Source organism: Methanobacterium bryantii, from assembly GCF_002287175.1.
Classification (GTDB): domain Archaea; phylum Methanobacteriota; class Methanobacteria; order Methanobacteriales; family Methanobacteriaceae; genus Methanobacterium_D; species Methanobacterium_D bryantii.
Map to the genome: position 1 here is coordinate 327855 of NZ_LMVM01000001.1, position 13478 is coordinate 341332.

The following is a 13478-nucleotide window of genomic DNA, read 5'->3' on the forward strand; positions in this document are numbered from 1 at the left end:
ATATGCACTTCAGTTGACATTTAATGTATGCCGGTGCTCTAGTTGATATTGGTAGCTTAATTAAAACGGTTTAATTTATTTTTACTTAAGTGAAACATGTGTTCTGGAGATTAGTATATGTTATGGTGCTCTATTATAATTTCTACAAGCCTAAAATAGGTATATAGTTGTTTAAACTGCTAAAAGTACTTACTAATTTTGATTTTCAAATACCAACAAAAAAGTTTAAATTCACTGCAGTAACATTTTACTTAAAAACTTAAACATTTTTTAAGTAACAGGTGAAAATTTTGGATAAACAGCGATTACTGGATACATTTTCAGATTTAGTTTCAATTTACAGCCCTTCCCTTTCAGAAAGACTTGTTTGCGATTATTTAAGTTCTAAGCTTAGTGAATTAGGATTTACTCTTCATGAAGATTTGGTAGGTGAAAAAATTGGGGGAAACAGCGGTAACTTATATGGATTTTTACCGGGGGACGAATCTTTAGAGCCGCTGCTTTTCTGCGCGCACATGGATACAGTAGAACCTGCCAAAGGAAAAAAAGCAGTATTCCACGACGACGGGTCAATTACATCAAATGGGGACACTATCTTGGGGTGCGACGCATTATCTGGAGTATCTGCAATTATAGAAGCGGTTACAGCAATAAAAGAAGAAAATGTAAATCACAGGCCCATAGAAGTGTTGTTCTGCGTTGCAGAAGAGATATATGGTCTTGGATCGAAGTATTTTGACTATTCCATGGTAAAATCAAAGGAATCATACACCCTTGATTTATCTGGAGAAATTGGGGAAGCTGCTTATAAAGCGCCTTCACTACTCACTTTTGATATAATTGTAAAAGGAAAGTCAGCCCATTCAAATTTTAAGTGTAAAGAAAGTGTTAACGCTGTAATCATCGCTGCAAAAGCACTTGCCCAGATAAAAACGGGCAGGATTAATGAAAACTCTACCTGCAACATAGGGCTTATTCAAGGGGGACGTGCCCCAAATATTGTGCCTGATTTATGTGCTGTTAAAGGGGAGATAAGAAGTTACTCTCATGATGAGACTTTTAGATTATTAGATAAAGTCGTAGAAATATTTTCCAAAGTAACTGAAGAACACGGGGCCAAAATGGAATTTGCACATGAAATCCGCATAAGCGCATATGAAACGCCGTTAGACCATCCTGTTATAAAAAGGTTTCAAAATGTATGTAAAAAATTAGATATTCACTGCAGGCTGTGTTCTACACTCGGCGGCAGCGATAACAACAACATAGAGCAGCACGGTATAAACGGGCTTGTGCTGGCGGCGGCTATGAACGGCTGCCATTCATGTGAAGAGTGCACTTCGGTTGGGGAACTTGAGAAAATAACAGAAATTACAATGGAATTGATGAAAGGCGAAATTTGAAATGCATTTAGGTTGTAAAGTTAATTGGAGATCGGAGTCATCTCTAAGATTATGGTTTTAAAGAAAAAAAGGGAAATTGAAGAAGCTTTAATTTTTAATTAAATTTTCTTCCTTAATTTTACTATTTTTAGTTATATGATCATTAAACGTTGATATGTTTAGCCACATGGCCGCTATATCTGATTTGTAGTGACATGGCCAATCTGAAATGAGCAGAAAGATAGGATATCCAATACAATCATTTTATTTTCCTGGTTTTTTTAATCTCTTTGGCCATTTTTTTTATATCTTTCCATTTCTTTTTTTCTGCAAGTTTAGGGTTCTTTTTCCTTTCAACACCTTGCATTTCCCTTTGTAATTTCCTGTAACTTTCCAGTCTTTTATTTGATAGTGTTCCGTCTTTTATTGCTTTTTTGACGGCACATCCCGGTTCGGTTTCATGCAGGCAATCAAAAAATTTACACTGCATCTCAAGTTCTACAATATCACTGAAAAGATCAATCAATCCTTCTCCAGCATCCCATAACTGCAGTTCCCTCATTCCTGGATTGTCTATAATTAAACCGCCGTTTTCTAAAAGGATTATTTCTCTTTCAGTTGTGACATGCCTCCCCCTGCTGTCTTTTTTCCTGATTGCACCGACGTTTTGTCTTTCATAACCTTCAAGAATATTGATAAGTGTAGATTTGCCCACGCCGGAGGATCCTAAAAGGGTCGCTGTTTTACCGTCTTTAAGATAAGGTGATAGTTGATCTATGCCTTTATTTTCTATAGAACTAATAGCAACCACATTTGTATTGGGTGCAATCTCTTGAACGTCTCTTATTTTTTGACTAACATCTTTGCAAAGATCTGATTTACTTAGAACCACTACTGGTTCTATTTTGCTTTCATTGGCAATAGCAAGGTATCGTTCGATCCTTCTTAAGTTAAAATCTTTGTTTAATGAGGTAACTATGAAAACAGTGTCAATATTTGTGGCAATTATCTGTTCTTCAGTAACATTCCCTGCTCCTTTCCTGGAAAATTTGTTTTTTCGAGGTAGAATTGCATGTATAACAGCAGAACCTATGTCATCTTTTGATATGGCTACCCAATCACCTACTGCGGGAAGTTCTCCATTTTGGCGTAAATTACCTGAAACTCTTGCACGCACCTCTCCAGTTTTAGTATACACTTTATAACCGTTTTTATATACAGTTGAGACCCTTGCTGGTTCATATAATTCTGCATACTCCCTAAAATGTTTACCAAAAAAGGCATTCCATCCTAATTTCTTTAATAAATTATTCAATTTAATATCTCCATTTCATTAATATGGCAGTGTTCAGCTTTTTAAATCCTGGTTCTGATACTTAATTTTTCACTGAATTAGGAATTGTTCATAAGTATATAAGTATCATGCGTTTTTTAGTAAATAGAAAAAGTTAGATAATATTATGTGGGGTTTCAGGATATTTTAGGGGCTGCATCGATTTATATTCCGTTAAATTGGACCATATTTAGCTATATATTACCTTATTTGTGGTTTAACGAACTTATATATGGATAAGAATATAGTTTCTGGAAGTATGGTAGAAATATTTCTGTTAAAAATTTATCTAAGATTGATATGATCGTTTCACGTTGTTTTTCAGTTCTAATAAATGACTTTTCATTTTTCTAAATTTTAATAAATAAATATAAATTGTATTAACCCCTATTATTAATCAAACATAACAATATTTAAAATATTATATTTATCTTATAATCCCTATTTAAAGCATGAAACAGGTGTTTAGGAGGAAATTCCCTGGTTTATAAGAACATAGATAAAACTGAAGAAATTGAAAACTCGAACTTATTTTTAAATTCTAAATCATCACAGGAAAGACAAAAGTGGCTTATTGTAGGTTTTGATCCAGGATTAACCGTGGGAATAGCTATTTTAGATCTGTCTGGAAATGTGGTTGCAACCAAAAGCTGCAAGGAAATGGCAAGGGCTGAGGTGATAAGATACATCATAGACCATGGAAAAACTGTTTTAATTGCTACTGATGTTTATCCTGTCCCTAAAAATGTTAGAAAGCTTGCATCAACACTTAACTCTAAAATTTATTCGCCATCTAAAACATTCACCGTCAGCTCAAAGACGGAACTTGTAGACAGCTACCTTAATGAGATATCGTCTGATAACTACCCTGCAAATGCCCATGAAAGGGATGCCCTGGCTGCTGCAATTAAAACATACAAGCATTATCAAAAAAAGCTCCAGCAGATTGAAAGGCGTACTGAAAAATTGGGTTTAACCCCTGACGAAGTGGATGAAGTTAAAAGCATGGTCATCCGCGACCGCCCAATTACTTCTGCAATAGGCGATGTTTTAAAGATTCCTGAAGGTAAGGATGATCTGGAAGTTCAGATCGGGGAAATGGAAAATGATCTGGAGTCAATAGATGAAGAAAAGCTCAGGGCTATTGAAGAAGCTGCCAAAAAACTTAAACAAAAAATAAAGTCTCAAGAAAGACAGATGGCTTATTTAAAGAAGAAAAATAAGCTCCTTAAAAAGGATGTCAGGCACTACAAGAAGAAGACTTCCAGACTTGAAGATAAAATAGAAAAACTGCATTATGAATATTCAAAGGATATACTGCGTAAAAAAGAGATATCTTCCAAAGTATCTATTATAAAAGGGCTTCAGGAGAAGTATACTCAAGAAAAGGTGCTTAGAGAAAAACTTGAAGAGAACCTGCGCTCCATGAAAGAAATAAGGGTTATGGAGCTCTCTGAAAAGGCTGTCCCTGTCAAGATCATTGAATCGTTCACCCGTGAAAAAATCAAAGAGGCTATGGACTACTGGACCATTAAAAAGGGAGATGTGGTTCTTTTATCAAGCTCGGAAGGTGGGGGATCTCAAACCGCTTCAATGCTGATTAACATGGGTATAAAGGCGGCAATATTTGTGGATAAAATGTCGCACCCTGCAGAAGAAGAATTTGAAAAAAATATGGTACCGGTGCTGGATGCAAATAAGATTGATCTTGAGATGATTGACGAATTTGCAGTTATAGACAAGGATGTTTTAGATAATGAGATTGAAAACTGGAAGACCCGTGTGGAGAACAGGCGGAATAAAGAAGAGAAAAGGCAGCTCTTAAAAATGATTGATGAGTACCGGGCCCAAAGGAGAAGGCCTTCAAGTGGTGATTAAGACAGATACTCTCTGCTTTTTTTCATCTGTTTTTATTTGTAAGTAAACTATTTCTTTCTAAATAGGTACCATAGTAGGCCTAAGATGCTTGCAGTACAAACCCGAAGAAAATATCAATAATGTAAGTTTTGAAAATAAGTAGGTAAAGTATATTCACGGCATAAAATCAACATATATGCTTTAGTTCATATGATAAAGATTATTAAGATAGAAATTTTGTATAGCCTTAAAAATTTCAAAGAATTAACTTTATTAAGCTTAAAATATTAAATTGTATTATGAAAATTGCAGTTATTATTGGGACAAGGCCGGAGATAATCAAAATGGCCCCGGTAATCGATGAAATAGAAAAACGAAGCATCGATTACATATTGATCCATACTGGACAGCACTACGACCATGAGATGTCTGACCAGTTTTTTATAGATTTAGAATTAAAAAAACCTGATTTTAATATAGGGGTAGGCTCTGGATCCCATGGGAAACAAACAGCGACCATGATGAATGGTATTGAAGATGTTTTAGTTGCAGAAAAACCGGATATAGTCCTTGTTCAGGGAGATACCAATGCAGTGCTTGCAGGGGCACTTGTGGCATCGAAGCTCCATATCCCTGTAGGGCATGTTGAAGCAGGTTTAAGGTCTTACGATAAATCCATGCCTGAAGAAATAAACAGGGAAATTGCAGATGTATGTTCCAAGCTTTATTTTGTACCAACTGAAGAATCAGCAGTTAACCTGCTTTTTGAGGGAATCAGCCCCAAAGATATTTTTATAACAGGAAACACCATTGTTGATACATGTATCAGAAACCTTAAAATAGCGCAAAAGTCAGAGGAAAAACCTAAATTTGATTTTGAGGGAGATATTCTCACCCTCACCATGCACAGGGCAGAGAACGTTGATAACAGAGAAAGGCTTCAAAATATCATAGATGCACTGCTTGAATTAGATGATGTAACAGTTGTCTTTCCAGTACATCCAAGAACAGTTAAAACCCTTAAAGAATTTGATATGTTTGATAAATTAGAAAATGCAGACCATATTGAACTTATAAAGCCTGTAGGTTATCTTGATTTTTTACTTCTCATGTCAAAGTCTAAATTTATCATGACTGATTCAGGGGGATTGCAGGAAGAGGCCATTACCTTAAACGTGCCGTGCATGACTTTAAGGTATAACACCGAACGTCCTGAAACAGTTGAAGCAGGGGGAAATATCCTTGTTGGGGCAGAAAAAGATAAAATAACAGGCACTGTTAAAGAAATTTTAAACAACAGTGATCTTTACGATAAAATGAGCAGGGCTGAAAATCCTTACGGTTCTGGTGACTCCTCAAAAGAAATTCTTGACGCAATACTGGATTTATACCATCAGGGTGAACTTAAAATAACGGTACCCGAAGATATAATGAAAAACAGAACCCGTAAACTGATTGAAATTAAAGAGGATATACTGGTACAGGAATTTGAAAATAATGAGGATTCAATAGTGAAAATAGTCTTTGAAGACGGTAATGCCAGATTTCCCTATGAAAATCTCAACTTAAATGGTAAGACTGCATTAATTGATAGTTTTAAAGAGGATTAACCCTGAAAATAGATAAGCAGTATGGATAATAACTATTTATCAATACTTAAAATTATTTGAAGCAGCTTGATTTATTATAATTATTTTTTTTAAAAGGGGATAAGTTTTAATTGATGGAAGCAGTTATTAATATTGAATAATTAAATTTTTTAAATTAATTAAAATTATTTGTTATATAATTTCATATTTAACTAAAATGGATAGAAACAATAAATTTTGAATATTAATTAAATATTTGTTATATAATTTTATAATTAACTTAAAGGGATAAAACAATGATTCTCGAAAATTCAAAGATTACAGTTTTTGGTCTTGGCCATATTGGGCTTCCAACTGCGGCCCTTTTTGCAAACAGCGGTTTGCAGGTTACAGGAGTTGACATAAATAAAAGAACTATCGAGTATGTAAATAAAGGTAAAACTCCAATTAGGGAGCCCGGACTTGATGAACTAGTGAAAAAAGCAGTTGAAAGCGGTAAACTAACTGCGACTGATGATGGAATTACCGCTTCTAAAGATTCAAGGATCAAAATAGTAATTGTTCCAACACCTGTGGATGAATTTAAAAAATCAGATTTATCGGCTGTAGAATCCGCTTGTAGAAGCATTTCAAAAGCTTTAAATAAAGGGGATCTTGTTATAATAGAAAGTACTACACCTCCAAAAACCTGTAAAAACGTTGTAATTCCAATACTTGAAGAAAGTGGATTAAAAGCAGGGATAGACTTTGGAGTAGCATATACTCCTGAGAGAGCGCTTCCAAATAACACTATTTATGAGATGACTCATAATGCAAGGGTAATTGGTGGAATCAACGAAAAAAGCGCAGATACGGCTGTTTCCCTTTATGAACACATTACAAAGGGTAAAATAATAAAGGTCAATGATTTGATAACTGCAGAGATGGTCAAACTAATGGAAAATACATACAGGGATACTAATATCGCGCTGTCTAATGAACTTGCAAAGGTCTGTGAAAAACTCGACATTGATGCGATAGAAGCTATAGCTGCTGCGAACCATCACCCACGAGTCAATATTCATACTCCTGGTCCTGGTGTCGGTGGGCATTGTTTATCTATTGATCCATATTTCATTGTAGAGATAGCTGAACAAGAAGGGATAGGATCTCCTTTAATAAAGAATGCCCGGGCTATAAATGATGGAATGCCGGGACATGTTGCTGAAATTGTGGTTAACACGTTAAATGATGCCGGAAAACAGATTGAAGGCTCTAAAGTAGGTATATTGGGTGTTGCGTACAAGGGAAATGTAGCGGATGCTAGAGAAACACCAGCAAAACCATTGATTGAACTTCTGCTTGAGGAAGGCTTTGATGTGTATGCCCACGACCCGCATACTTCTGATGATTTGATAGAGTTTTTCGGTGCCAGACCTGTAAGCATGGAGGAGGTTCTGGAGTGCGATTGTGTTGTGCTCATAACTGACCATGATGAATATAAATCAATCACACCTGGAATGATCAAAAACAAAATATTCGTTTGTACAAGACCAGTTTTGAATCCTGATGATTTTAAAAGGGAAGGCGTTGTTTTTAAAGGAATTGGACGGCTTTAAACTTTTTTTGGAGTTGATTATTTGAAAATACTTGTTCTTGAATATATCACAGCCATGGGAATTGATGATCCATCTTTATGGTCTGAAGGACAGGCGATGCTTGATGGATTTTTAGAAGATTTTAAAGATATGGATGTAGATTATCTCATATCTTTAGACCAATCTATTTCCCGTAATAATTATTGTAACCCCGTTAAACTTGAAGGAGAATTAATGGAGTGGTTAGATCAAAATATATCAAATTATGACTCATGTCTTGTAATAGCTCCTGAAGAAGATTTTATTTTATATGATATAGTAAATTTCATAGAAAAAAAAGGCGTTGGGATTATAGGATCAAGTTCAGATGCTGTAATGATATGTTCTGACAAATTCAGGATGTATGAGTCTCTCAAGGAGAATGTTCCCATAATTAAAACTGAAAAAGTATTTTTCAAAGATATGGATAGTTATGAACCCTTTAATCATAAACGGATTTTAAAACCTGCTGATGGAGTTTCATGCTCGGGTGTACATGTTGTAAACTCAAAGGGTGAAATGAAAAAAGCAGCTTCTTTAATTGAAACCAATCTTCCCTATTTTATAATTCAAAACTTTATAGAGGGAACTTCAGCCAGTGTGAGTTTGATAAGCAACGGCAGTGAAGCAGTTCCGTTAAGCTTGAACCTTCAAGATATTCATTTTTCAGACGAGGGGATAAATTATAATGGGGGGAAGGTGCCTTTAACTCATGAACTTGAAGAAGAAGCAAAAAAAGTGGCAAAAAGGGCTGTAGAATCAATAGATGGTCTTAATGGTTATGTTGGTGTTGACATGATTCTGGGAGAGGAAGTGCATCTGGTTGAGATAAATTCAAGGATTACAACTCCTTATGTAGCATTAAGGCGTCTTTTAAATTTTAACCTTGGTGATGCTATTTTGGATTCTATCTATGGTGGTAAATTACCTAAAAAAATTAATTTAAGCGGAACAATATCATTTTGTAAAAAATATGATGTTTTAAAGCTTGAAAAGATAGCATGAAATACTGATTAAAGATGTCATAAATTTAATAGAAATGCATTAGATTTTGAAAAATTAAAGAAAATAAATCATTGATAAAAAATCTTTAAAATTCAGAAAATTGGGTACACTGTAAATAATTGAAAATAAACAGAGTGATCTTTATGAAAATTGCAGGATTTGACATAGGCGGAGCAAATACAGACCTGGCAGTGGTTGACTTTGACGATCAGGGCAATATAACTGGAATTAAAACAGATTTTGAGTATTTTCCAATGTGGTTAAAAAAGGATGAACTGGGCGATGCTCTTATACGTTTACTTGGAGATGATTTAAAAGATGTAGATGCTGTAGGTATATGTATGACCGCAGAACTTGTGGACGCCTATAAGACAAAAAGAGAAGGGGTAATTGACATTGCAAAGAAATCTAAAGAAGCATTTCCTGTTCCTGTAGGTTTCATAGGCGTAAATGGTGTTTTAAATTTTGAAGAGCTTGTTGAAAGGCCTGATGAAGTTGCTGCTGCAAACTGGATTGCAACGTCTAAAATAGCAGCAGAAATAGAAGAAAATTGTGTAATGATAGATACTGGAAGCACAACCACAGATATCATCCCAATTAAAAATGGATCTGAATGTGCTAAAGGTAGATCTGACCTTGAAAGATTAAAAACAGGGGAACTGGTATACAGTGCAACTCTCAGGACAAATTTGGCTGCAATAGTAGATAAAGTACCTTTAGGAGATGATTGGGTGAGGGTATCTTCAGAACTTTTCGCAGCTACTGCCGATATTCACACAGTACTTGGAAACATAACTGAAGAAGATTACAGCTGCAGTACTTCTGATGGGGCAGGAAAATCAAAAGAAGAGTGTATGAGAAGGATTTCAAGGGTTATTTGTGGGGATATGGATATGCTGAGCGAATCGGATATAGAAAAGATTGCAGCATACATCTACAAAAGACAGGCTGAAAAAGTAGCTGAAGCTCTTTTAGAAGTTTGCGAAAGGGAAAATCTTACAAAAGTTGTAACTACGGGGCTTGGCATGGATATAGTCGGTGCAAAAGCAGCAGAAGTAGCCGGACTTGAATCAAAGGGTATGGATACAATACTTAAAAAGGAAGAATGTGTTGTTGCCCCTGCAGTTGGAACAGCATTGATGATAAGGGATAGTTTAAAAGACTAAATTAAATTCAACTTTTTTATTAAATTAAGATTATCTCTGAATCTAATAACAACAAATTATAATAAGTTTTAAACTAAAATCAAACCTTTTGAATACGGAACATAAACCGAGAGCGTAGTGATTTAATGATTAAGAAGATGTTTATAATACTCATTTTATTTGTGGGTATAGCGGCTGCAGCAGCATTTATGTTGTATAATTCCAGTGACCATTCTACTTTAGGTTCAAATAGTCAGGGATATGTTACTAAAGATGTATATGCTCATTATGGTGCGTCTGGACCTAAAATAGCAGTTATAACTGGAATGCACCCTCGGGAAATTTCTGCTAAAACAGTTGTACCAGAGGTCATTAAATTATACGCGCTTACACACAATGTTGAAATTGTAAATTATAAGGTAACTGTTACTGACAGCCCGCAGGATTTTACAGCCGGCCGTTACAATGGTCAATGTCTGGTTGCTAAATATATAATTCCAGATATTGCAAAATCGAATTACAGCTTGGTAATAATAGTCCATGACCATGAAAAAGGCTATGGTAGCGGATATTATATTGCTACTCCCACAATGGATTCACAATCGGTAACTCTTGCAGAAAAAGTGCACAATCTTTTACCTGATTTTAATTATTACCAGAGAAACACGGATTCAAAAGCTCAAAGTTCATCAATTACTCAGGTTGACACTCCAATTGTAAATACAGGAACTCCAGTATTTGTTTATGAAATTCCAGAATGGTTAAGTAATTCCAGTGTATTTACTAACTCCAATAGGTTAATTGATGCCTGTTTTAATTCAATTTAAAGAATTAACTACATTTACTTTTTATTTTGAACGAATGTTAAAACTCGTAGGAAATATAATTATGAAAAAAACTTTAGTTATAATTGGTATAGTTGTTATTATCATTGCAGTTATGGCCGGATCTTTAAATACGGCCAGTTCAATTAAACATTTTACTTTGGGATCCAATAACAAAGGATTTGTCACTAAAACAGTATATGATCCGTCTGGAGCATCGACTAAAAATATAGCAATTGTGACCGGGATGCATCCTCGAGAGATTTCAGCTAAAGTAGTCGTGCCTGAGGTTATAAAAGATTATGCTAAATCCAATAACGTTAAAATTGTAAATTACCAGGTAACCGTTACTGATGATCCAACTGTATTTTCAACCGGCAGACATAATGGTGAAAGTCTCGTTGCTAAATATGTAATTCCGGATATTAAAAAGTCGAATTATGATCTGGTGATCATCTGTCATGATCATAAGAAGGGTTACGGTAATGATAGCTATTACATTGCTACACCTTCCATGGATGCAAAATCCATAGCTCTGGCAGAAGAGGTCCATAATATCCTGCCTGATTTTAATTATTATCAAAGGGATGCAGATTCAAAAACTCAAAGTACCTCTATTACCGGGGTTGATGACCCGATCGTAGCTACTGGGACTCCTGTTTTTGTTTATGAGATTCCAGAATGGTTAAATGATTCTGATGTTTATAGCAACACTAATAGGTTAATTGATGCTTGTTTTAAGTCCATTTAAGCGGCTTGGACATATTTACTTTTTAGTAATAAAAATTTTTATAAAAGTTTTTATAGGGGTAGATCAAATCTTTCTCTAGTCGAAAATCAAGGATTTTCGAGGCTTTAAAAAAAAAAATTATGTTTTTTTGAAAACTGTTGACAGATTCTACAATTTGTCACTATATGAAAACTATCAAAAACTTCGATACTCAAATTCTGTGAATTTGTATCTTATCCAAAATTTTGATCTGTAATAAAAGATATGTAAAATCTCTAAATATTCAAAAATCAGAGCTGACAAGAATTTCCGAGATTTCTAGGTGGATTCAATGATTAAAAAAAAATTAGTTATAATTGCTTTGTGTGCAATTGTTATCATGTTAATAGCTGCATCTTTAAATACAGCTAGTTCAACCAAACATACTACTTTGGGTTCAGACAGCAGAGGATATGTTATAAAAGACGTATATATGCCAAATGAAACTTTAAATTCTAAATTAGCAAATATCACAGGTACATCTTCTCAAAAAAAGGTTAAAGTGGCAGTTGTTACAGGTATACATATGCGAGAAACACTCTCAATAAATGCTTCCAATGCAGTGGTAAAAGACTATGCCAAATCCCACAATGTGGAAATCGTACAGTATACCATTGTAGTGCACGAGAACTTTGATTATTATACTGCAGGTAGAAAGAAAGGAGAAGGCCTTGCTGCAGATTATATCATTCAAGATGTTGCTAAATCTGATTATGATGTTATAATAATATGTCATGATCATAAAAAAGGTTATGGTGAAGGGTTTTACATTGCAACTCCTTCAATGGATAATAAGTCGGTAACACTTGCAGAAAAAGTCGATAAAGCTATGTCTGGGTTAAGATTCCTTCCGTCAGATGAAAATCCTAAAAAGAAAGGTTCATCAACCGAAGTTTTCACAAAACCTTTAGCAGCTACTGGACACGCTACATTTGTTTATGAGATCCCTGAATGGGTGAGTTACAGCGAAGCCTATAATGTGACCTATAATTTAGTTGACACGGCTTATAATTCGATATAATTAATGAAAAATCAACATTTTTCATATCAATTATTGTTTAACTTTTTTAAATTTTGCATTTTAAAATCAATGAATTTCAAAACTAAAAAATAATCTATCCATAAATTAGAGTATAGATAAATATTCCTAGTGCTATAAAAGGTAGTGATACATTTATAATTATTAAAATTTCTCTATCTCCAATTTTTCGAGGAGTATATGCCTCTAAAAGTAGTGCTGCACTTAGTATAAGCCATCCGAGGGCATATAAGTAACTTTTAATATATAATGTATATATAAAAACAATTAAAAATATGCATCCAGCTACAATGCTGAATCTGTCATTTGGTGACACATAATGCCTCTTTTTTTATTATTCATTATTCTGTAGTATGTAATTTATATACTTTGAAATAGATTCAATAATGAGTTGATATTCAATGACAGTGATAGTACCAGATAGCAATTTTATGGCCAGTCCTTCTTTTCTTATCATAATTATGCTGATTATTATACTGCAGTTACGCGAAAGGAAAATTAAATTAAGAAAATTAATAATTATGCCTGTAATTTTGTCTATAATTACAATTCCTATGATTTATGTTGAAATGTACAGTGTTTTCAACGCTGCAGTTATATTTGTTAGCATTTTAATAGGGGTATTAATGGGTTTTTTAATATCCAGGTTTATGGAAGTTAAGATGGATGAAAATGGCTCTATGATAATGAAGGGTTCGGTTATTGCAGTGTTTCTATGGGCTGCAATTATTCTAGTCAGGATATATGGAAGAAATGAAATTAGCAGCATGGGACTTATAGACTTAAACCTTTTAACAGCCATGTTTCTTATTATGGCAGTGGGAGCAATGATTTCCCGTCGTATATTCATTTACTGGAAATATGTAAACTTTAAAAAGAATGCTGCTTTAAAACAGGATTTAATTAACTGAAAAATTAT

The 13478-nt window shown here is 34.3% G+C and carries 12 protein-coding genes; 10 read left to right on the forward strand and 2 right to left on the reverse strand.

The genetic code is table 11. The features are described 5' to 3' along the window. Positions 1 to 290 precede the first annotated feature (290 nt). Complete coding sequence (locus tag ASJ80_RS01565) at positions 291 to 1403, forward strand: M20/M25/M40 family metallo-hydrolase (RefSeq protein ID WP_083240933.1); 1113 nt, start codon at positions 291 to 293, stop codon at positions 1401 to 1403. 238 nt (positions 1404 to 1641) lie between these two features. On the opposite strand, the gene rsgA is transcribed toward ASJ80_RS01565, so the two are convergent. Further along, complete coding sequence (rsgA, locus tag ASJ80_RS01570; RefSeq protein WP_069583536.1) at positions 1642 to 2697, reverse strand: ribosome small subunit-dependent GTPase A; 1056 nt, start codon at positions 2695 to 2697, stop codon at positions 1642 to 1644. Between the two features lie 531 nt (positions 2698 to 3228). Between rsgA and ASJ80_RS01575 the strand changes: the two genes are divergently transcribed. From ASJ80_RS01575 to ASJ80_RS01610, 8 genes are all read left to right on the forward strand, one after another. Then, positions 3229 to 4593: a DUF460 domain-containing protein gene (locus ASJ80_RS01575; protein ID WP_083240934.1), complete on the forward strand. Its 1365-nt coding sequence runs from the start codon at positions 3229 to 3231 to the stop codon at positions 4591 to 4593. A 278-nt stretch (positions 4594 to 4871) separates the two neighbouring features. Continuing rightward, positions 4872 to 6182: a non-hydrolyzing UDP-N-acetylglucosamine 2-epimerase gene (gene wecB / locus ASJ80_RS01580; protein WP_069583538.1), complete on the forward strand. Its 1311-nt coding sequence runs from the start codon at positions 4872 to 4874 to the stop codon at positions 6180 to 6182. A gap of 275 nt (positions 6183 to 6457) precedes the next feature. Then, a complete protein-coding gene (locus tag ASJ80_RS01585) occupies positions 6458 to 7759 on the forward strand; it encodes a nucleotide sugar dehydrogenase (protein WP_069583539.1) in 1302 nt (433 codons plus the stop codon). Between the two features lie 21 nt (positions 7760 to 7780). Beyond that, entirely contained in the window at positions 7781 to 8782 is a 1002-nt protein-coding gene (locus tag ASJ80_RS01590; protein WP_069583540.1) for an ATP-grasp domain-containing protein, read from the forward strand. A 143-nt stretch (positions 8783 to 8925) separates the two neighbouring features. Next, positions 8926 to 9948: a hydantoinase/oxoprolinase family protein gene (locus tag ASJ80_RS01595; RefSeq protein WP_069583541.1), complete on the forward strand. Its 1023-nt coding sequence runs from the start codon at positions 8926 to 8928 to the stop codon at positions 9946 to 9948. 125 nt (positions 9949 to 10073) lie between these two features. After that, positions 10074 to 10754, forward strand: coding sequence for a hypothetical protein (locus ASJ80_RS01600; RefSeq protein ID WP_083240935.1), 681 nt, complete (start codon positions 10074 to 10076; stop codon positions 10752 to 10754). Between the two features lie 61 nt (positions 10755 to 10815). Further along, the gene (locus ASJ80_RS01605; RefSeq protein ID WP_069583636.1) at positions 10816 to 11502 is read left to right on the forward strand and encodes a hypothetical protein; all 687 of its coding nucleotides are present in this window, start codon (positions 10816 to 10818) and stop codon (positions 11500 to 11502) included. A 310-nt stretch (positions 11503 to 11812) separates the two neighbouring features. Continuing rightward, the gene (locus ASJ80_RS01610; RefSeq protein WP_083240936.1) at positions 11813 to 12541 is read left to right on the forward strand and encodes a hypothetical protein; all 729 of its coding nucleotides are present in this window, start codon (positions 11813 to 11815) and stop codon (positions 12539 to 12541) included. 94 nt (positions 12542 to 12635) lie between these two features. Here the strand turns inward: ASJ80_RS01610 and ASJ80_RS01615 are convergent, their stop codons facing one another. Then, entirely contained in the window at positions 12636 to 12875 is a 240-nt protein-coding gene (locus tag ASJ80_RS01615; RefSeq protein ID WP_069583542.1) for a hypothetical protein, read from the reverse strand. A gap of 85 nt (positions 12876 to 12960) precedes the next feature. Between ASJ80_RS01615 and ASJ80_RS01620 the strand changes: the two genes are divergently transcribed. Further along, entirely contained in the window at positions 12961 to 13470 is a 510-nt protein-coding gene (locus ASJ80_RS01620) for a CcdC protein domain-containing protein (RefSeq protein WP_069583543.1), read from the forward strand. Positions 13471 to 13478: the final 8 nt, after the last annotated feature.

Bases quoted from the DNA above. Each gene is read 5' to 3' on its own strand.
- wecB (WP_069583538.1), top strand. From the start codon at position 4,872: ATGAAAATTGCAGTTATTATTGGGACAAGGCCGGAGATAATCAAAATG.
- ASJ80_RS01585 (WP_069583539.1), top strand. From the start codon at position 6,458: ATGATTCTCGAAAATTCAAAGATTACAGTTTTTGGTCTTGGCCATATT.
- ASJ80_RS01595 (WP_069583541.1), top strand. From the start codon at position 8,926: ATGAAAATTGCAGGATTTGACATAGGCGGAGCAAATACAGACCTGGCA.
- ASJ80_RS01600 (WP_083240935.1), top strand. From the start codon at position 10,074: ATGATTAAGAAGATGTTTATAATACTCATTTTATTTGTGGGTATAGCG.
- ASJ80_RS01605 (WP_069583636.1), top strand. From the start codon at position 10,816: ATGAAAAAAACTTTAGTTATAATTGGTATAGTTGTTATTATCATTGCA.
- ASJ80_RS01610 (WP_083240936.1), top strand. From the start codon at position 11,813: ATGATTAAAAAAAAATTAGTTATAATTGCTTTGTGTGCAATTGTTATC.
- ASJ80_RS01620 (WP_069583543.1), top strand. From the start codon at position 12,961: ATGACAGTGATAGTACCAGATAGCAATTTTATGGCCAGTCCTTCTTTT.